At 62.6% G+C, this 19,066-nt stretch carries 17 protein-coding genes; 6 read left to right on the top strand and 11 right to left on the bottom strand.

The window, feature by feature from the left end:
* From ACREE8_RS05150 to ACREE8_RS05160, 3 genes are all read right to left on the bottom strand, one after another.
* The coding region (locus ACREE8_RS05150) for a cytochrome c3 family protein (RefSeq protein ID WP_431571907.1) at positions 1 to 1,229 on the bottom strand (1,229 nt) is incomplete at its 3' end.
* A 107-nt stretch (positions 1,230 to 1,336) separates the two neighbouring features.
* Positions 1,337 to 3,760, bottom strand: coding sequence for an arylsulfatase (locus ACREE8_RS05155; RefSeq protein WP_431571908.1), 2,424 nt, complete (start codon positions 3,758 to 3,760; stop codon positions 1,337 to 1,339).
* A gap of 81 nt (positions 3,761 to 3,841) precedes the next feature.
* Positions 3,842 to 4,660, bottom strand: a complete 819-nt coding sequence (locus tag ACREE8_RS05160) for a hypothetical protein (protein WP_431571909.1) — start codon at positions 4,658 to 4,660, stop codon at positions 3,842 to 3,844.
* Between the two features lie 592 nt (positions 4,661 to 5,252).
* Here ACREE8_RS05160 and ACREE8_RS05165 point away from each other — a divergent pair.
* From ACREE8_RS05165 to ACREE8_RS05175, 3 genes are all read left to right on the top strand, one after another.
* Complete coding sequence (locus ACREE8_RS05165) at positions 5,253 to 6,332, top strand: AraC family transcriptional regulator ligand-binding domain-containing protein (RefSeq protein ID WP_431571910.1); 1,080 nt, start codon at positions 5,253 to 5,255, stop codon at positions 6,330 to 6,332.
* Between the two features lie 45 nt (positions 6,333 to 6,377).
* Positions 6,378 to 6,830 (top strand): hypothetical protein, encoded by a 453-nt coding sequence (locus ACREE8_RS05170; protein WP_431571911.1) that lies wholly within the window; start codon positions 6,378 to 6,380, stop codon positions 6,828 to 6,830.
* A 147-nt stretch (positions 6,831 to 6,977) separates the two neighbouring features.
* Positions 6,978 to 7,652, top strand: coding sequence for a DUF3313 domain-containing protein (locus ACREE8_RS05175; RefSeq protein WP_431571912.1), 675 nt, complete (start codon positions 6,978 to 6,980; stop codon positions 7,650 to 7,652).
* A gap of 7 nt (positions 7,653 to 7,659) precedes the next feature.
* On the opposite strand, the gene ACREE8_RS05180 is transcribed toward ACREE8_RS05175, so the two are convergent.
* The 5 genes from ACREE8_RS05180 to ACREE8_RS05200 form a co-directional block, all read right to left on the bottom strand.
* Positions 7,660 to 8,736 carry an ABC transporter ATP-binding protein gene (locus ACREE8_RS05180; protein WP_431571913.1) on the bottom strand — a complete coding sequence of 359 codons (1,077 nt, stop codon included), beginning with the start codon at positions 8,734 to 8,736 and terminating at the stop codon, positions 7,660 to 7,662.
* 30 nt (positions 8,737 to 8,766) lie between these two features.
* Positions 8,767 to 9,549: an ABC transporter permease gene (locus ACREE8_RS05185; RefSeq protein ID WP_431571914.1), complete on the bottom strand. Its 783-nt coding sequence runs from the start codon at positions 9,547 to 9,549 to the stop codon at positions 8,767 to 8,769.
* Positions 9,546 to 10,337: an ABC transporter permease gene (locus ACREE8_RS05190; protein WP_431571915.1), complete on the bottom strand. Its 792-nt coding sequence runs from the start codon at positions 10,335 to 10,337 to the stop codon at positions 9,546 to 9,548. Before ACREE8_RS05190 ends, ACREE8_RS05185 begins: the two co-directional genes overlap by 4 nt.
* 243 nt (positions 10,338 to 10,580) lie before the next feature.
* On the bottom strand, positions 10,581 to 11,606 hold the full coding sequence (locus tag ACREE8_RS05195) for an ABC transporter substrate-binding protein (RefSeq protein ID WP_431571916.1): 1,026 nt from the start codon (positions 11,604 to 11,606) through the stop codon (positions 10,581 to 10,583).
* Between the two features lie 470 nt (positions 11,607 to 12,076).
* Entirely contained in the window at positions 12,077 to 13,165 is a 1,089-nt protein-coding gene (locus tag ACREE8_RS05200; RefSeq protein ID WP_431571917.1) for an ABC transporter substrate-binding protein, read from the bottom strand.
* A 426-nt stretch (positions 13,166 to 13,591) separates the two neighbouring features.
* Here ACREE8_RS05200 and ACREE8_RS05205 point away from each other — a divergent pair, with 426 nt between their 5' ends.
* Positions 13,592 to 14,764, top strand: a complete 1,173-nt coding sequence (locus ACREE8_RS05205) for an adenylate/guanylate cyclase domain-containing protein (protein ID WP_431571918.1) — start codon at positions 13,592 to 13,594, stop codon at positions 14,762 to 14,764.
* Position 14,765: 1 nt separating this feature from the next.
* Here the strand turns inward: ACREE8_RS05205 and ACREE8_RS05210 are convergent, their stop codons facing one another.
* From ACREE8_RS05210 to ACREE8_RS05220, 3 genes are all read right to left on the bottom strand, one after another.
* Positions 14,766 to 15,560: an SDR family NAD(P)-dependent oxidoreductase gene (locus ACREE8_RS05210; protein ID WP_431571919.1), complete on the bottom strand. Its 795-nt coding sequence runs from the start codon at positions 15,558 to 15,560 to the stop codon at positions 14,766 to 14,768.
* Positions 15,561 to 15,610: 50 nt separating this feature from the next.
* Positions 15,611 to 16,624: a zinc-binding alcohol dehydrogenase family protein gene (locus ACREE8_RS05215; RefSeq protein WP_431571920.1), complete on the bottom strand. Its 1,014-nt coding sequence runs from the start codon at positions 16,622 to 16,624 to the stop codon at positions 15,611 to 15,613.
* A 167-nt stretch (positions 16,625 to 16,791) separates the two neighbouring features.
* Positions 16,792 to 18,000, bottom strand: coding sequence for a YbfB/YjiJ family MFS transporter (locus ACREE8_RS05220; protein WP_431571921.1), 1,209 nt, complete (start codon positions 17,998 to 18,000; stop codon positions 16,792 to 16,794).
* Positions 18,001 to 18,422: 422 nt separating this feature from the next.
* Between ACREE8_RS05220 and ACREE8_RS05225 the strand changes: the two genes are divergently transcribed.
* A complete protein-coding gene (locus ACREE8_RS05225) occupies positions 18,423 to 18,605 on the top strand; it encodes a DUF1328 domain-containing protein (RefSeq protein ID WP_431571922.1) in 183 nt (60 codons plus the stop codon).
* Between the two features lie 160 nt (positions 18,606 to 18,765).
* Positions 18,766 to 18,939, top strand: coding sequence for a hypothetical protein (locus ACREE8_RS05230; RefSeq protein WP_431571923.1), 174 nt, complete (start codon positions 18,766 to 18,768; stop codon positions 18,937 to 18,939).
* The last annotated feature ends 127 nt before the right edge of the window (positions 18,940 to 19,066 follow it).

The raw sequence follows: 19,066 nt of genomic DNA on the forward strand, positions 1-19,066 counted from the left end.
CGCGGGATGCGGATCGAGTGATCGCGCCTCGGGTCCACCACCATGTAGGTCTCGGTCGGCATGTGGCAGTTCACGCATTGGCTGCCGGCGGAGGTTGCCGGGTGGTGGGTATGCAGCTCGGTATCGAACTTAGCCGGCAGGTGACATTGGCCGCAGACCTGGTTGCCGGGTGCACGCAGCTGCAGGCTGTGCGGATCATGGCAGTCCGAGCAAAGGACTCCCTTCTGGCCCATCAAGCTCTGAAGGAAGGAACCATACTCATAGACTTCGCCGAGGATCTGGCCGTCCGAATGATAGAGGTCGGCGGTGAGGAGGGAAGGCTGCTCGCTATCCAGAAGGGGTTGCCCGTAGGAGAACTGTGGCGCGATCTCGTACCGGCGGGAGTGGCAGCGGGCACAGGTGTCGATCTGCATGCTGAGGGTCGGCGGCCCCGATCGCACTGGCATGCCGGTATCCGCATTGACCTCCCAATGGCCGCCACCCTGGTCGCGCAAGGGAACCAGCAGTCCTTTCAGATCCCCATAGTCCGCATCCGCCGTTGCTCCTGATGCTTTCGCCTCGGCCCAGGCGACATGGCGCGATCCGGGCCCGTGGCAGGCTTCGCAGGCGACGTTGATATCGGCCCAACTGGTTTTGTAGCTATTGGTGGTCAGGTCGAAGTTCTTGCGCAAATCCGTCGAGTGGCAATCCGCGCACATATAGTTCCAGGTCTGGCTCATCCCGGTCCAATGAAGCGGATCGCCGGCCTTGATCTCCTGATCGGGGTAGAGGTGAAACCAGCGCTGACCCCCTTGCTCCAAAGGCCTGCTGTCCCAGGCAATACCAAGCGCCTGATAGCGGCCGCCGGGAAAGGCGATGAGATATTGCTGGAGCGGGTAGACGCCAAAGGTATAGGCGATCTCGTAATCCTGGAGGGTCCCGTCGGGGCCATCCGTGCGAACGTGGAACTTGCCGTCCTTTTTATAGAAGGTGCTGGCGACGCCGTAGTGGGTCAGCGTCGCGTTGTTGAAATCGCCCAGCACCGAGGTTTCGTCGGCAATGGCCATTGCCTTTTCATGGTGCGATTGCTGCCACAGCGCGGCCTCCGACGCATGGCAACTTGTGCAGACCTTCTCGCCGACGAAGCTTGCCGGGGCATCCGTCTGCGCTCTTGCAGCCGGCGGCGACAGGAAGCAAAGCGCAGAGACGATGACTGCGGCGAAGGCGGCGCCGTGCGAGCTCAAGGTCATGGTGACAGGATATCAGGGACCCCGACGCGGCGCTGCTGGAGTTTCAGGCACAGGGAGTGCGATGCACTCCCTGTGCTTGCGAACTGAATGCACCGGACAGCATCAGTTCAATTCAGCTGCACCGTCAACTTGTCAATCGTCCCGTCGAAGGCGAAGGGGATCTGATAATCGTCATCGTCGACGGGCGTGCGCGTATCGACGCCAACGTCAAAGGTTTCGTCCCACGGCATGATGATCGGGATGGTATGCGGGATATTCTGATCGGCGACTTGCTTGCCATCAACGCTGAGAACGCCGCGGCCACCCTTGCCGAACCCCGGCCCGTCGGACTTGAAATCGAAGACGATGGTGTGCTTGCCCGGCGCGAGCGCGTCCTGACCTTCCCAGCGGAACCGCGCCATGTCCACGAAATTGTAGAGGAAGACCGGTTTGCCTTTTAGCAGATACAGCCCATAGCCGCCGAAGCGGCCGCCGGTGGTGACCAACATCCCGTCGCCGCCACCCTGCGGAATCTCGACATCGGCCGTGATGGTATAGGATTTGTTGAGGATGCTCGGTGCGTCGCTCGTGGGGATGCCGCTTAGCTTGCCGGCATAGGTGAAAATGCTGCGCCCAGCGGTCGCGCTCGGTCTCGGCGCGAGAATGCGCTCGAGAATCGAGTTATCGAGCGGAAGGACCTGATGCTGGGCCGCCTCGACGAGGAAGAGTTCCTGCATCTCCTTCAGCTTGTCCGGCATCTTGGCCGCGAGGTCGTTCGCCTGGGAGTAGTCCTCGTTCAGGTTATAGAGTTCCCAGTTGTAACCATTGACCACATCGGGCATGGCCGCCTTGCCCATCAGCCATGGCGGCTGGGGCGGGGTGGTCGAGGCGATCCAGCCGTCGTGATAGATGGCGCGGTTGCCGAACATCTCGAAATATTGCGTGGTGCGAGTAGACGGTGTATTGGCGTTCGCCTTGTCCCAGGTATAGGCCATGCTGACGCCTTCGATCGGCTTCTGCGCGATGCCATTGACCATCCGCGGTGCCGTGATGCCGGTGGCTTCCAGAATGGTCGGGACTACATCGATCACATGATGGAACTGAGTGCGGATGCCGCCGGCGTCCTTGATGCGATCGGGCCAGGCCATCGCCATGCCCTGCCGCGTACCGCCGAAATGCGACGCGATCTGCTTGGTCCATTTGAACGGCGTATCGAAGGCCCATGACCAGGCCACCGACATGTGCGGATAGGTCTTATCGGAACCCCAGACGTCATAGAACTTCAACTGGTCGGCGACCGGAATATTGATGCCCTGGATGGTGATCACTTCGCTCGGGGTCCCCAGCGCGCTCCCTTCAGCACTCGTTCCGTTGTCGCCCTCGATATAGATAATCAGGGTGTTGTCGAGTTTGCCCAGATCGTCGACAGCCTGGATGACGCGGCCGATCTCATGGTCCGTGTAGGCGACATAGGCGGCAAACACGTCGGCCTGACGGGTGAAGAGTTTCTTGCTGTCGGCATCGAGCGTGTCCCATTTCGGCAAGTCGTCCGGCCAGGGGGTCAATTGCGTGTTGGCGGGGATCACGCCAAGCTGCTTCTGGTTGGCGAAAATCTGGTCGCGCAGCGCATTCCAGCCCTTGTCGAACAGATGCATGTCGCCGATCTTCTTGATCCACTCCGGCGTCGGTTGGTGCGGCGCGTGGGTTCCGCCCGGCACGTAATAGACGAAGAAGGGCTGGTCGGGCGCCGCCGCGTTCAACTTCTTGATATGGTCGATTGCCTCGTCGGCCATGTCGGTCGTGAGGTTGTAACCGGGTTTGCCGATCCACGGGAAGATTGGCGTGGTGTTCTGGAAGAGGAAGGGCTGCCACTGGCTAGTGTCGCCGCCCATGAACCCGTAGAAGTAATCGAAGCCCATGCCGGTCGGCCATTGGTCGAACGGGCCAGCGACGCTGTATTGATAGGCTGGCGTGTTGTGGTTCTTGCCGAACCAGGACGTGGCGTAACCGTTTTCCTTGAGGATCTCGCCGATCGTGGCGTTGTCCACCCCGATCACCGAATCATAGCCCGGATAGCCGGTCGCCTGCTCGGATATCACCCCGAAGCCGACGGAGTGATGGTTGCGCCCCGTGATCAGTGCCGCTCGCGTCGGCGAGCAAAGCGCGGTGGAGTGGAATTGGGTGTAACGCAGGCCCATGCTGGCGATGCGGTCCAGTGCCGGCGTCGGGATGACGCCGCCGAACGTGCCGGAGACGCCATAACCGGCATCGTCCGTCATGATCAGGAGGATGTTGGGTGCGCCCTTGGGCGGCACCACTCTCGCGGGCCAGGCGGGCGTGGAGTCCTTGGCATCGAGGCCGATGGAGCCGCCGAAGGGTTGGGGCGGGGGCGGTATATACCGCCCATCGATCGTCGTCGTTGCACTGGGGGACCCCGGCTCGCCGGTGGTTTCTTGCGCAACCACAGGCGTCGCCGCGAGTGCCAGGATCACACAAGCAGCACTCAATAGCGCCGGACCGATAAAGCTGAAGTTTCTTTTGAAGGCAATCATGGCGACACCCCCCGTATCACCTGTGGTTCAGACAGACGCCTCGCAGAGCATGAGCCAGTGTTGTATCGCGCCTGAATCCTGTCAGAAACGGATGATGGTTCCGACAATCGGACCGTGGACCGTCATATCCCATTGGAATTCATGGGTGCCGCTGCCATCTTTGTAGTCCTGGTAGAGCGCTTTGTATCCGGCGGCTGTGGTCGCATCCAACCCAAACAGCTTGTAGCTGTATCCGATCAGGCCGATCGCCGACCAGGTTATTTCCGATCCGACCCCGAAACCACCGACGTCGCCGCCGACAATGAACTGAAGGTGCTCGGTAAGATTGAGGGTGGCTCGGGCGCCGAACAGCGGATCGACCCAGGCTTTGTCGCCGCTGTCGTCCCGCTTGAAGCCGCCAGCGCTGATGTTGTTTGAGAGCGTCAGACTTGTATAGCGAGCACCGGCATAGGTCTCGAGGGTAAGTCTCGTCGCACCGCCGCCGAAGGCGTCGATGGTGTTTCCGAGATCCCAATTGCCAATGCGGTAGAGAACGCCACCTTCGAGAATGCTCGCCTCGAAAGTCGTGTCGATGTTGATGGCCTCGACGGGGTTCGTCCTGGCGCCCAGGCGCAGGTAAACGCCATCCAGATAGAGGCCCCAGTCTCCCTTGTGCGCCTCACCATGCCCTTCGAACCCGATGATCGAGTTCGTATCCTGTAGAATATCCAGGAAGCTCTCGTTTACTTCCGCCTTGTGACCTCTGACGGTGAAATCGCCATCCATGGAGGTCGCCCAAAGGTAAGGCGCGACACTGAACTGCCATTGATCGCTGGCAGGCTCCTCGGCGCGGGCCGGGATGGCGGCGGCACTGAACGCGAGACCAATGACCAGCGCAGCCAGTCGCATCGTCAAGGTCATGCGTCCAGGCTCCCAAGCCGCCAGCTCGTTGATTGCCGTGTATCTATCTATGAGAGGTCGACGGGGGTCTTGTCATTTGGCGCCAGAGCGCTCGCCTGGTCGCTCCGCCAGCCATCGGTAAGACTGTAATGCTTCTAGAGTGACCCTCGGTACTATTACCTAGTTTCTCTGGCGTGACTGAACGCAAGCCGGCGAGTTTCATGAAATCTCTTCGTCGAGCTCTCCTAAGCTCGACGAAGGCGACGACAAAGCATCGGAATATCTCTATATTCCTACGTGACACAGCGGCGTGGTGTCGTGCTGGTGATCGCAGTCACAGCACAGGAACGAACCTTGGATGCCGTCACGGGCAGCGTGGCGGGAAGGCTGCTCTATAACGAACAGGCCCGATAGAGATGGGGCTCTGGGGCGAGGCGCTCCCGAGCCGCTCACTTTGGTCGCCGACGGTTGTTGAATGGCATCGTGACTGTTCCGGGGAGATTGCGTCTTGCCGTCGAACAACAATCGGCGCGAAGGCCTGGCGGGAAGCAGGCCCTCACGTCGAAATTGCGAACTCGAAAGTCACCAACGGACCCCGCATCCGGTGCGGGCCGTGGCGCACGCCCATCGGGCCGGCGCCAAGGGCCCCATTCCGATTGTTCAGGCGCGCACTCTCGAATGCTTGGCCGAATGCCTCAAGGGCACGGACCTGAAGTTCGACGAGCTTCGCGCCCAATTCGGCATGCCTGACGTTCGCCTGGATCGGGACGACTCTTTCGTGCCGCTGCGTGAAGCGTTGATGGTCGAGGAGGAAATTTCCAAGGCAACCGGCGATGCCTATCTCGGGCTCCATCTGGCGGAGCGGTCGGGTCTGGGGGCGTTGGGCCACCATGGCCGCTATGTCTGCGCGGCGGCGACACTCGGCGAAGCCATCAACCGGGCCGACAGCCATGTGGGCGATCATATTCTCGGTGCGCGGATGTGGTTGATGCGCGCCGGGCCGAACGTTCTCTGGTGCTATGGATTGACGCCGAGCGTCGTGGTCGGTCGGCAGCACTCCAATCTGTTCTCCCTGTTGCTCATGCGCGATCTTGTTCGACTGGCCACCGGCAAAGCATGGATGCCCGATGAAATTCTTCTCGAGGGTCCGCCGCAGCGGAATCAACAGGATCTGAACCGGGCCTTTGGCTGCCCCATCACCTGGAACGCGTCGATGACCGCCTTGGCGTTCCCCCGGCAGCTCCTGGCACGACCGCTTCTGCAGCGCGCCGAGGCGCAAGGCGAGTCTCTTCCGGGCTTCCACAACACCCCTTCGCCGCATCATCCCTCCGAGTTCGTCCATTCTCTCAGATGCCTGGTGAAGTCGCTCCTGCCGGCGGGGCCGCTCGATCTTTCGCTGCTGACGCGCCTGAGCGGTTTGCCAGCGCGAACCCTTCAGCGGGAGTTGGGCGCGCTCGGCCTCAGCTTCTCGACTCTTCTGGATCAGGGGCGCCTCGAGCTGGCACTCGAGCTGATGCGCAGTCCCAGTCATAGCCTCATCGATGTCGGCTTGGAGCTGGGCTATTCCGACCCCGCCAATTTCACGCGGGCCTTCAAGCGCTGGACCGGTGTGGCGCCGGGCGTTTATCGCCGCGTCGGCCTGAAGGTTCCCGATAAGGCAGAAGTGGCACGGGCGGCGGCGGCCGCGGAATGACGGGATGGTGCCATGTCCCGACCTATCCAACCCTGAGCCGGTGAGATGGATATCGGCGACGCCGGCAGCTGGAGCTCGGATTGGCTTTGGGCGGTGCCTCTGATCCTGATCGTCGTCGCCATTCATATGGTCGGTCTGATGTTGATCGACAGGAAAGTTGTCACCGTCCTGGGTCGTGCCTCGGGGCGCCATCGCTTCCTCCCGTGGTTCGTGGTCGTCATGGGAATCACGGTGATACTGGCGACGATCCTGCACGGCCTCGAAGGGGTCGTGTGGGCCCTGGCCTATCTCATGTTGGGCGCCATGCCGGACAGCAAGGCGGCCATGCTCTACTCGATCAGCTCGATGACGAGCTACGGCCACGCGGACGTTTATCTCGAGGCGCGGTGGCAGATGCTGGGTGCGCTCGAAGCGCTCAACGGCATGATGATGTTCGGCGTAACGACCGCCTTCCTGTTCAGCACGATGCAGAAGCTTCGGATGTTCGATCCTTCGTGATGGGGGAGAATCCCGTAAGCATCGACGTCTGCCCAGGATAGGCATGCCAACCGATCATCCAAATCCAGGACACCTCGCAAGGGATCAAGCGAGGAGGCCGATATTAGAAGCAGAATGAGAAGTTGTGGCCGTGCAGTGATCGTGGCGATGGGCTTGGCCTTGTTGATGGCCGCTTGCTCGACGACGAGGGAGACCGCCGATCTCAAGTTGGCGCCGGGCTTCCTGCCGAAGCCCGATCTGCTGAAGCGCGGGGGGCCCGGCGAGTACGCCTATGTCTACAACAACACCGCCGTCAAACAGACCGGCTACAACAAGGTCATTCTCGAACCGGTCATGATCTGGACGACGCCGAACTCGACGCTCGATCGCGTGCCGGCGGAAAAGCGCCAGGCCCTGGCGAACGACTTCTATGGCAATCTCTACGAGAAGCTCTCGACGCATTGCCAGATGGTGAATATCCCGACTCCGGGTGCGATCAAGATCCGCGTGGCGCTGGTCGACGCCGAGCAATCCGATCCGCTCGCCAACACGATTTCGACTTACGTCCCGCAGGCGCATGTCCTCAACTCGCTGACGGCCTTCGCCTTCGACGATGGCATCGGTGCCTTCGCCGGGACCGCGACCGCGGAGAGCTATGCGACGGACGCCACCGGTAGGCCGACGACGGGCACGCTGCTGTGGGAAGCCGCGGACAGGCGCGGCGGCGGCAATCAGATCGGCACCAATACGCTGAACTCCTGGGGCGACGTACAGGAGGCCTTCCAGGCCTGGTCGGAACAAGCGGCCCAGGGCCTGGTCAAACGCGGCATCTGCTACCAGTAGCGGTCGCTCAGGCGGGCTCGGTGCCTTCGAGCACCAGCAGGTCTTCGCGGGCGAACTGCACCGTGACCAGCTGGCCGCGCTCGGGCGGCGGAGCACCCGGATTGTTGAAGGTGTCGAGCGAGATCGCCTGTTCCTTGAAGCGGACGCGGATGCGGACGACCGAGCCCAGGAAATGGACTTCCTCGATCGTGCCGCGCATCTGATTGCCGGCGCTCCCGGAACCGGCGCTCAGCGTCACGGCCTCCGGGCGCAAGGCCACCGAGCGGATCTGGCCGGCTTGCGAGGCGGGGATGGGTTTCGCGGTGGCGATCTGCTGCCCGTCCACCTCGATCCGTCCGGTGCCACCGTCAATGACCTTGCCGCGCAGGATGTTCAGCGTCCCGACGAAGGAGGCGACGAAGCGGGTACGCGGGTAATTGTAGATTTCGAACGGCGCGCCGACCTGCTCCATGCGGCCCTCGCTCATGACCACGATGCGGTCCGACATGGAGAGCGCTTCCTCCTGGTCGTGGGTCACATAGATCGTGGTGATGCCGAGCTTGCGCTGCACATTGCGGATCTCCTCGCGCAGCGACACGCGGATCTTGGCATCGAGCGCGGAGAGCGGCTCATCCAGCAGCAGCACCTGCGGCTTGATGGCGAGCGCGCGCGCCAGCGCCACACGCTGCTGCTGCCCGCCCGAAAGCTGGTAGGGATAGCGGGCGCCCATCTGCGGCAGCTTGATCAGGGCCAGCATCTCGGCGACGCGGTCCTTGATCTCCGTCGCCGGCCGCTTGGCAACCTTGAGGCCGAAGGCGACATTCTCGGCGACCGTCATGTTCGGGAACAGCGCGTAGGCCTGGAACACCATGCCGACATTGCGTTGGTTCGGCCGCAGGTTCGTCACTTCCTTGCCGTTGATGACGATCTTGCCGCCACTCGGGATCTCGAACCCGGCGACCATCCGCAGGGTCGTGGTCTTGCCGCAGCCGCTGGGCCCCAGGAACGACACGAACTCGCCCTGGTCGACGGCGAGATTGAAGTTCTCGACGACGTTGTTGGCCCCATAGGCCTTGTGCAGATTGCTGATCTCGAGAAACGCCATTCTCGTCTCCGTTGAGGTCGGGATTCCGCGTCAGCGCTTGGCCGTCCGCGGTCCCCGTCCGAAAAGATTGATCAGGCCCATGCAGGCCCAGGTCACGATGAAAGCGATGATCGCCAGGGCCGAGGGCTCGTAGGCGCGATTGGCGCCGATGAGCTGCAGATAGGGGCCAAAGGCGGGGCGGTCCAGGAGGCTCGCCATGGTGAATTCACCGATAACGATGGCGAAGGTCAGGAAGGCGCCACTCAAGATCGCCACTTTCACATTGGGGAAGATGACCTTGAACATGATGGTGATCCAGCTGGCGCCCAGATTCTCGGCCGCCTCCGTCAGGGTGCGCACGTCGATCGCCCGCAATCCGGTATCGACCGCCCGGTACATATAGGGCAGGGCCAGGACCACATAGCTGAAGGTCAGGAGGAGATCGCTGCTGCGCGTCGTCGCCGTGAGCGGGATCCAGGAGGAGCTGTTATAGAGCCGCAGATAGCCGAACACGATGACGATGGCCGGGATCACCAGCGGCAGCAGGGTGATGAACTCGACGACCGGCCGGAGCTTCGGCAGGCGAAGGCGGATGAAGTAGGCGGTCGGCACGATCAGCAGGGCGCCGACGATGATCGTCGCCACCGCCTGAGCCGTCGAATAGAGAAAGCTCTCCTGAAAGCGCGGGTCGCCCAGCACGATCGCATAGGCATCGAAGCTGTATTCGCCCCGGCGCAGGCGCAGGGAAAACTCGAAGGTCGCGATCAGCGGAACGATGAAGTAGAGGGCGCCGATGGCGATGGCGAGCCATGGCCCGAAGCGGGACTGCTTCATCGCATCCACCGTTCGCTGCGGCCCCGAAGCCAGATATAGGCGGCGTTCGAGAAGCCGGTGATGAGGATCATGCCGAGCGCCAGCGCATAGCCCAGATTCTGGTTATGCAGCACGTCGCCGCGGATCTGCGCATAGAGCAGGATGGTCACGATGTTGAGCGAGCTGCCGGTCAGGCCATAGGCCGTGGCGATGGCGCCGAAGGCATTGGCGAACAGCAGGATGGTGGTGCCGAGCAGGCTGGGCCAGAGCACGGGCAGGGCGACGTAGCGCCAATAATGGAACGAGTTGGCGCCCAGGATCTGGGAGGCTTCGCGCCATTCGCGCTTCAGCCCGTCCAGGGCCGGCGCCAGGATCAGTACCATGAGCGGGATCTGGAAATAGAGATAGGTGAGGGCCAGGCCCCAGAAGCTCAGCAGGTTGAAACCGGTGCTGTAGATATTGAAGTCGAAATATTTGATCAGCAGCACGGTGACGAGGCCAGTGCGGCCCAGTGTCGCCAGGAAGGCGAAAGCCAGTGGCAGGCCGGCGAAGTTCGACGCCACGCCGCAGAAGGTCATGAGGGTCGGGCGCAGCCAGTTCGGGAGGCCACCCATGACGCCGGCATAGGCGAGGAAGAAGCCGATGACGGCACCGCCGAGCGCCGAGGCGAGGCTGACCTTGATGCTGATCCAGTAGGCGCTGACGATGGAGGGCTGGAACAGATCGATCAGGTTGTTGAAAGTGAAGTTGCCGTCGGCATCCCTGAAGGCACCGACGATCAGATACATGGTCGGGAGAATCAGGAACATGAGGGCGAAGATCAGGAACGGGGTGACGCCGATCAGCGCCCATCCTGTTTGACCAAGACGAAGCCGCGCGACTGCGCGAGTGGGCTCAACTTGTGTTTGCTGCGCCATGGGGCCTGCTGGACGAACCCTTTCCTCGCCAGCGAGGTTCAGGGAAATGCATGAGTGTCAGTCCGGATCGGAGACCCGCGCCGCATGCGGAAGCGGCGCGGGCCCGATCGAGTATTCAACCGTCAGAGTAACAGATTATTGGACATTCGCACCAACGATGCTGTCCCATTGCTTGGTGATGATCTCTTTCGAAGCCCCCTGCTGCTCGAGCGTCGGGAACAGAGCCTTCTCGTAATTCTCGGCCGGCGGCAGCTTTGCCAGCACATCCGCCGGGACCTTCTTTTTGTCGACCAGGTCCTGGAAGCGGATCGGGTGGCAATAAGCATTGAGCCAGTCGAGCTGGCTCTCGTCGGAATAGAGATGCTCCATCCAGAGCTTGGCGGCGTTCGGATGGGGCGCATAGGCGCTGATGGCCTGCACATAGACGCCGGCGACAACACCGGTCTTCGGCACGACGATCTCGATCTTGGGATTGCCCTTGAGCGTGTCGCGATCGGCCAGCGCCAGGTAGTCCCAGCGAATGACGATCGGGGTGGTGCCCTGGGCGATCGAGGCCGCTCCGCCGCCGACGGGGACGAAGTTGCCCTTCTTGTAGAGGTCGGCGAAATATCTCAGGCCGGCATTCGCGGCCTCGTCGACCTTGCCGCCGGAAGAGGAGAGACCCGCCGCGAAGATGCTCTGGATCGATTCGTTCGAGGTCCGGGGATCGCCGCTGAGGGCCACCTGGTTCTTGTAGTCCGCCGAGAGGAGATCCGCCCAGTCCGAAGGCATCTTCTTGACGATGTCCGCGTTGATCTCGAAGGCGAGCACGCCGTAATAGTCGCCATACCAGTAGCCGTCGGCATCCTTCTGATGCTCGGGAATGCTGGCCCAGGTCGAGACCTTGTAGGGCAGCAGCAGGCCTTCCGCCTTGGCCGAGGGGCCGAAGGACAGGCCGACATCGATCACGTCGGGCGCCTGCGGGCCGGTATTGCCCTTGTTGGCCTTGATCGCCTCGATCTCGTCGCCCGAGCCGCCGTCCGGATTGAGCTCGTTGAGCTTGAGGAAGGGATACTTCGCCTTGAACTTGTCGATCACCACGCCATAGCCGCACCAGTCATGCGGCACGGCGATGATGGTGAGGGCGCCTTCCTTCTTGGCGCCGGCGACGAGGTCATCCATCGATTCCGCGGAGGCGAGGCCGGCGAGAACCGACACTCCTAATGCGGTCGCGGAAACCAATCCCAATGTTCTGAGCCAACAGCGTGTTGGCATATGTTTCGATCCTGCATTCGCCGACATGGTCGCTCCTACCGGTTGCCGGTTCGCCGCGATGATCTTCATCCCCGGCGACCGTGGTTTGACGTTGCGATGACGTTTGGCCTCTGCGGGCGGGCACCGGATCGAGAAGACCGGGATCCGCCTCGGGGCCGAATTCGACACCGAAAATACCATTTTCGCAAATGAAAATGGCGCGACGGGGCGTGAGTCATGCGGAAAAATGGATCGGCGATCGGAAGGCGCACTGCGAACCGGTCCCCTGACCGGCTGGGAAAATAAGACGAGGCGAAATCGGGCGTCTGCGCAAACGAAACGGGCCGCATCGGCATCCCGAACCCGGGGTGTTCGATGCGGCCCGCATGGCTCAGCGCTTACTGGACGTTCGCGCCGACGACGGTATCCCACTGCTTGGTGATCGTCTCTTTGGCCTTGGCCTGCTCATCCAAGGTCGGGAACACGGCCTTGGCGTAGGAGTCGGCCGGCGGGAGCGCCTTCAGCAGATCGGCCGGGATCTTCTTGTTCGCGGCCAGGTCGTTGAAGCGGATCGGATGGCAATAGCCCTTGAGCCAGCCGAGCTGCCCTTCGTCGGAATAGAGATACTCCATCCAGAGCTTGGCGGCATTCGGATGCGGGGCGTAAGCGCTGATCGCCTGGATATAGACGCCGGCGACCACACCGGTCTTCGGCACCACCACGTCGATGGCGGGGTTGCCCTTCAAGGTGTCGCGATCGGCCAGCGCGTTATAGTCCCAGCGGATGATGATCGGCGTGGCACCCTGGGCGAGCGTGCCCGCCTTGCCGATCGTCGGCACGAAATTCCCGGCCTTGTTCAGATCGCCGAAGAACTTCAGTCCGGCTTCGGCCGCCTTGCCGGCATTGCCGCCCGCCATGGCGAGACCCGCGGCGTAGACGCCCTGGATCGCCTGGTTCGAGGCGCGCGGATCGCCCGCGAGCGCGATGGCGTTGGCATAATCCTTGGAAAGAAGATCCTTCCAGTCGGTCGGCGACTTCTTGATGATGTCGGTGTTCACTTCGAAAGCGAGCACGCCGTAATAGTCGCCGTACCAGAAGCCTTCGGCATCCTTGGCGCTGTCGGGGATCGTGTTCCAGGTCGAAACCTTATAGGCCTGGAGGAGGCCGTCCTTCTTCGCCTGCGGACCGAACGACAAGCCGACGTCGATGACGTCCGGCGCCTGGGGACCGGTATTGCCCTTGTTCGCCTTGATCGCCTCGATCTCGTCGCCCGAGCCCGCATCCGGGTTGAGCTCGTTGACGGTCAGGCCGTACTTCTTCTTGAAGCCTTCGATGACATCGCCATAGCCGCACCAATCATGCGGCAGCGCGATCACGGTCAACTGACCTTCCTTCTTCGCGGCCGCGACCAGATCCTCCATCGATCCGGCCGAGGCCATACGCACGAACGCCGTCGCCGCCAGCACAGACAGCGAAACCAACGCCATCCCTTGCATCCACTTACGCATCATTTTTATCTCCATGATCGAAAGCCCAAAGTCAGCACCCCGCCGAGCGTCGTCGCCAAGGCCGGGTTGCGCGGGGAACTTCCCGACTCCTCGCAACTCGTCCTCGTGTGGGCAGATCGTCCGACATCAGCGAAGGCTTCGCGCCGGGCTCGTGGCGCGTAATGAAACTGTCATCATCCTGCAACAGGTCTTGGGGCAACGCAATGCGAGGCCCGGCGGAACATCGCATGGTGTCCATGACGACTGTGTGACAGTCTGCGCCCAGGACAGAGACGGAATGATGATTTTGCTGCAACGCGATAAACGAGATCAGACAAGGGGTTGCCGGATGATCGGACAGCCATCGATAGTGGATGACATGTTCGTGATGGGGCGGGCGGTATCGCGAGAAAGGGCATCCCGGCAATGAAGATCGACGATCTCGGACTTTGGCTGTCTGGCGCCGCGAAGGCGCAGCGCGATCTGGGCGCGCTGTTTGAAGCCTTCTGCCTCGAGCTGCGGCGGCGCGGTTCCGTCATCAACCGCGCCTCACTCGGGCTCGAGGGTCTCGATCCCGAGATTGGCGGCATGAGATATACCTGGGAGGACGATGCCGTTCGGCACACCAGCGTACCGCGAGCGGGGGTGGTCCAGTCGGCGAGCTATCAGAACAGCCCGATGCGGATCGTGGACGAGACCGACAGGCCGTTTCGCCAGCGCCTCGACAGCGAACAGCCGATGCCGGTGCTGGAAGAGCTCCGGCAAACGGGGGCGACGGACTATGCGATGTTCCCGATGCCCTTCATCGACAAGACGCGCTCGGCCGTCATCGCTTATTCGACGCCGTCACCGAGCGGGTTCGGCGAGGAGGAGCTAAGGCAGATCGAGCTCGCGACGGATCTCTTCAGCCCCTATGCGGAACGCCAGGTTCTGCGCCAGATCGCGGTCGATCTGCTCGACGTCTATGTCGGTCCCCACACGGGGCGACGGATCATCGAGGGCCATGTCGAACGCGGCGATGTCGAGACGATCGAAGCGGCGATCTGGCTCGCCGACCTGCGCGGCTTCACGCGGCGCTCGGAAAGCTCGGCCATCAAGGATGTCCTCAAGGGGCTGAATGCCTGGCTCGAGGCGATGGTGACGCCGATCCACGAGCATGAGGGCGAGGTCCTGAAATTCATCGGCGATGCCATCCTGGCGATCTTTCCGATCGGACCAGAGCGCAGCGGACGCGCGGCCTGCGAAGCGGCGCTGGCCGCGGCCGAAGGCGCCTGCCGCCGGGTGGACGAGGTCAATCGCACCCGCGTCGAAAAGGGCCTCTGGCCGTTGGAATTCGGCCTGTCGCTCCATTTCGGCGAGGTCGCCTATGGCAACATCGGCGCGCCGCGGCGTCTCGATTTCACCGTGATCGGTGCTGCGGTCAACCAGGCCAGCCGGCTCCAGGATCTGAGCAAGCAATTGCGCCGGCGCGTCGTGATCTCAGGAACATTTTCCGGCTACACGAAAGGGCAGCTCACGCCGCTCGGCATTCACCGCCTGCGTGACATCGCGGAACCTCAGAGTGTTTATGGTCTGCCGGCGGAAACCGGCGCCGGCTAGATCACGCGATCGTCCGCACGATGCCGCCTTCGACGCGAAGGGCGGCGCCGTTGGTGGCCGAGGCCTGCAGCGAGCAGGCATAGACGACCATGTTGGCGACTTCTTCAACCGAGGTGAAGCGCTGGAGCAACGAGGTCGAGCGATGTTCCTTGACGAAGCGCGATGCCATCTCGTCCGGTGAAAGCCCGCTTTGCTTCGCGTCGGCCTGGAGGAAATCCTCGACGCCTTCGGAACGCGTCGGGCCCGGCAGGACCGAATTGACGGTAACGCCGGTGCCGGAGGTGAGCTCGGCCAAACCCCGCGAGATCGCGAGCTGGGCAGTCTTGGTGAAGCCGTAATGGATCATCTCCTTCGGGATGTGAAGGGCGGATTCCGAGGAGATGAAGACGATCCGGCCCCAATTGCGTTTGAGCATCGCCGGCATCAGCGCGCGCGAAAGCCGGACGCCCGACATGACATTGATCTCGAAGAAACGGGTCCAGTCTTCGTCCGGAATCTCGAAGAAGTCCTTGTCCTCGAAGATGCCGGCGTTGTTCACCAGAATATCGACCTGGTTGACGGCCTTGACCAGCTTGGTGCAACCAGCCGCCGTGGACACATCGGCGGCGGCGCCGACGACACGCGCGTCGGGATATTTGCCCTTGAGCCTGGCGACGGCGGCTTCGACCGTCGCTTCCTTGCGGCCGTTGATGACGACCTTGGCGCCGGCCTCAACGAGGCCCTCGGCGATGGCATGCCCGATGCCGGCGGTCGAGCCCGTCACCAAAGCGGTCTTGCCGGTGAGATCGATCTTCATGGCGGTCAATCCTTGTCGTTGAATCGATGACGAAACTGAAATGTCATGCCTCAGAATCCCTCGAGGACGATCTTGCCACGCGTCTTGCCGCTTTCAATCAGCGCATGTGCCTTTTTCAGGTTGGCTGCGTCGATACGCCCCAGATTGTCGCTGAGGGTCGTGCGGATCACGCCCGCATCGATCAGGCCCGAGACCTCATCCAGCAGCCGATGCTGGCCGATCATGTCCTCGGTCTCGAACAGCGACCGGGTGAACATCAGCTCCCAATGAACCGAGATGCTCTTGCGCTTGAGCGGGGTGATGTCGAGCGTGGCGGGATCGTCGATCACACCGAGCCGGCCTTGCGGCTTCAGGATGTCGGCGATGGCGGGGAAGTGGCGTTCGGTGTTGGTCAGGCTGGCGACGAAATCGACCTGCGCGTGGCCGATCCGCTTCAACTCCTCGGCCAGCGATTTTTGATGGTCGATCACCTGATGCGCGCCCAGCGCGACGCACCAGGCGGCCGTCTCGGGGCGCGATGCGGTGGCGATGACGGTCAGTCCCGTAAGGCGGCGCGCCAGCTGGATCAGCATCGAGCCCACCCCACCGGCGCCGCCGATGATCAGAAGCCGTCCCGCATCGGGCTGTTTCCCGGGCCTTATGCCCAACCTGTCGAACAGCAACTCCCAGGCCGTGACACTCGTCAGGGGCAGGGCCGCGGCCTCGGCGAACGAAAGCATCTTGGGTTTATGGCCGACGATCCGCTCATCCACCAGATGGAACTCGGCATTGGTGCCGGGCCGCGCAATCGAGCCGGCGTAGAAGACGACATCGCCCGGCCGGAACAAGGTCACTTCGGCACCGATCGTCTCGACGATGCCGGCCGCGTCGAAGCCCAGGATCTTCGCCGTGCCCGGCGGTGGCGCGGTCTGGGCGCGCAGCTTCACGTCGACCGGATTGACCGACACCGCCTTGACCCTGACCAGCAGATCGCGGGGGCCGGGCGTCGGCGTCGCCAGGTCCAGATCGAGAAGCGCCTCGTCGCTCGTGACCGGAAGGTTCTTGCGATATCCCACGGCCTTCATCGTTCGGGCCTCCAGCATCGGCGGTTGGTTACTGCGAGCATCACGATCGCCATTCTAAACGACAAAGTCGGTATCGATGCGGCCATGCTGCCCGAATGGATGTGTTGGCGATGGCACAGAAATGCTGCGATTGGGGTGCCGTCTTCGTCGTCTGGGCGGTCGCTGCGCTATCGGGACGCAGGGCTGCGTGCAAATGCGATATCGAGGACGAACCCCAGCAACAGGGCCGCCGCCGCTCCGCCGAAGAGGAGGCGATAGTCGAGGCTGACGGAATAGAGCCAGGAGAAGCCGTAGCCGGCGGCGGCTTGCATCAGCGCGAATGCGATCGTCGCGCGTGCCCAGGCTCGTTGCTGGCGCTGGGGATCGCCGGCATGAAGCTCCCGCAGACGGCCCAGCACCGGGGGCACGATGCCCGGAATGAAGGCACCCATGACGAAGCTCGACATTGCGACCATGATCGGGTCGGCCAGGAGCGTCGTAGCGGCCACGATCACCCCCTGAACCAGGAGCGCGAAGCGCATCGCGCCGCGGAAACCCACCCGGTCCGCCAAAAAGCCGGCGCCGATCGGGCCGACCAGGGCGCCCAGGCCCAGCAATACCCAATCGAAGGCGCCTTCATGCAGCCCACGCCCCAATCCCCGGGCGACGAAGTCGACGAGGAAGATCATGTGCGGGACGAGACCGACGGCGTCCAGCCCATAGACGATGAGGATCACGATGGCGATCCGGCTGGGCTGAAGGGAGTCTTTCGACGGGCGTTCGTGGGGCTGGCGCTGCTGCCGAGGCCAGCCGGACCAGGCGATGCCTGTCAGGATCAAGGACAAGACGCCGAGGCCGCACCAGGTGGCGACGAGCCCGGCCTGCAACAGGAGGGGAATCAGCGTTCCCGACAGGGCGATGCCCAGGCCGACGCCGGTGAAGATCGCTCCGGCGCCCAGGCCGCGCCGGTGTTCGGGCAGATGAGGCAGCACGGCCGGCGCCGCCAGGACCATCAGCACGCCGCCGGAAACGCCGGCCGCCAGGCGCCAGAAAAAGAGCCAGGAAAAGGACAGCGGCTCGGCGCAGGCGAAGAAGGCAGCGACGGCGAGTAACATCATCGCCCGCAGCGGCAGAACCGCGCCGAACCGTTCCACCAGGGGCGACGCGATCATGGCGCCAATCAGATAGCCGGTGAAATTGCCCGCGCCGAGATAACCGGCCTGCGTCGGGGAGAGCCAACCCTGTTCGATCAGGATGGGAACCAAGGGCGTATAGGCAAAACGGGCCAGCCCGATCCCGACGAGGCTGGCGCAGAGGCCGGACAGGATGGCCCGGCCAGAGGAGGGGGTTTCCTCGGATCCGGGCTGCAACCGCGATGGAGAAGGCATGATGGGCATGATGGGCATGATCCCGCGCGATGACGGGATCACGTTAGACGCTATTGCGCGTCAAAAACAGACGAGCGCAGAGAGCGATATCGTGCGCCTTTGCGGGTTCAATGCCCGAAAAAGAGCCAGATCAGAATCAGGACGGGGATGGGAATGCCCAAGAGCCACAAAAGAACATATCGCACGGGGATGTTTCCTTCCGCTGAATGAGGTGCCCGCCGCAAACCGATTGCGCCCGACAATCGCGCGATCCGGTCCGTGTCCAATAGGAGAAGAACGCAGGCCGCATCGGACGGGTTCCCGCAGTGATTTCAAGCCGGTGAACCCAACTGTCGCGCCGCGGCCCGATCCTGGCCCGGGAACCTTTCTGGAAAGACCGCCGTTCTCAAAATCGCTTTCGGCATTCGTGAACTGAAGGAAGGAACGCCGTCATGCTGTATTGGGCATTGGTTTTCTTGCTGGTTTCGCTGGTCGCAGCCCTGTTCGGATTCAGCGGCGTCGCCGCGGTGTTCGGCGGTTTCGCCCAACTGCTGTTCTACATCTTCATTGCCTTGTTCCTGGCCACGCTGATTCTGCATCTGGTGCGTGGCCGCGGACCTCCGCCGGTTGTCTAGGCCGGCGGCAGGAGCAGGCGGAGCGGGAACCGGATTTCGGCAACCCCGTTCTTTCTGGTGACGAGATTGAATCGTCTCCGCCCTCCGGGCCCCGTTTCATCCTGCGATCGCGGGGCATTCGAAAAGCTCTATTCGACCGTCAGGAAGAGGAGTTCCGATCATGATTGCAGCGACGACACAAACCGTGATGCCGGCCTGGAAAGCCTGGGCCGCTTTCTTGCTGACGATCGCCGTGCTTGCGCTCGCCGGCTGCAACACGACCGCCGGATTCGGCCATGACGTGAAGAACACCGGCCAGTACATCGAGAACAAGGCGAACGACGCGAAGGATTGAGTTCGCCGTTGACATCGATCGGAGCCTGTTTCGATCCGCCATGCTCCCCCCGTGCCGCAGCCGCGGCACAGGGGGAGCTTTCGTTTGTGGGACCCGTGGGATGGTCGCCCCCAATTCATTTGGATTA

This window comes from Hypericibacter sp. (assembly GCF_050729195.1).
Taxonomy (GTDB): domain Bacteria; phylum Pseudomonadota; class Alphaproteobacteria; order Dongiales; family Dongiaceae; genus Hypericibacter.

Coding starts and splice junctions, on each gene's coding strand:
- ACREE8_RS05155 (WP_431571908.1), bottom strand. CDS start 3,760: ATGATTGCCTTCAAAAGAAACTTCAGCTTTATCGGTCCGGCGCTATTG.
- ACREE8_RS05160 (WP_431571909.1), bottom strand. CDS start 4,660: ATGACCTTGACGATGCGACTGGCTGCGCTGGTCATTGGTCTCGCGTTC.
- ACREE8_RS05170 (WP_431571911.1), top strand. CDS start 6,378: ATGGATATCGGCGACGCCGGCAGCTGGAGCTCGGATTGGCTTTGGGCG.
- ACREE8_RS05175 (WP_431571912.1), top strand. CDS start 6,978: ATGGGCTTGGCCTTGTTGATGGCCGCTTGCTCGACGACGAGGGAGACC.
- ACREE8_RS05180 (WP_431571913.1), bottom strand. CDS start 8,736: ATGGCGTTTCTCGAGATCAGCAATCTGCACAAGGCCTATGGGGCCAAC.
- ACREE8_RS05185 (WP_431571914.1), bottom strand. CDS start 9,549: ATGAAGCAGTCCCGCTTCGGGCCATGGCTCGCCATCGCCATCGGCGCC.
- ACREE8_RS05190 (WP_431571915.1), bottom strand. CDS start 10,337: ATGTTCCTGATTCTCCCGACCATGTATCTGATCGTCGGTGCCTTCAGG.
- ACREE8_RS05195 (WP_431571916.1), bottom strand. CDS start 11,606: ATGGATGACCTCGTCGCCGGCGCCAAGAAGGAAGGCGCCCTCACCATC.
- ACREE8_RS05200 (WP_431571917.1), bottom strand. CDS start 13,165: ATGGCGTTGGTTTCGCTGTCTGTGCTGGCGGCGACGGCGTTCGTGCGT.
- ACREE8_RS05205 (WP_431571918.1), top strand. CDS start 13,592: ATGAAGATCGACGATCTCGGACTTTGGCTGTCTGGCGCCGCGAAGGCG.
- ACREE8_RS05210 (WP_431571919.1), bottom strand. CDS start 15,560: ATGAAGATCGATCTCACCGGCAAGACCGCTTTGGTGACGGGCTCGACC.
- ACREE8_RS05215 (WP_431571920.1), bottom strand. CDS start 16,624: ATGAAGGCCGTGGGATATCGCAAGAACCTTCCGGTCACGAGCGACGAG.
- ACREE8_RS05220 (WP_431571921.1), bottom strand. CDS start 18,000: ATGCCCATCATGCCTTCTCCATCGCGGTTGCAGCCCGGATCCGAGGAA.
- ACREE8_RS05225 (WP_431571922.1), top strand. CDS start 18,423: ATGCTGTATTGGGCATTGGTTTTCTTGCTGGTTTCGCTGGTCGCAGCC.
- ACREE8_RS05230 (WP_431571923.1), top strand. CDS start 18,766: ATGATTGCAGCGACGACACAAACCGTGATGCCGGCCTGGAAAGCCTGG.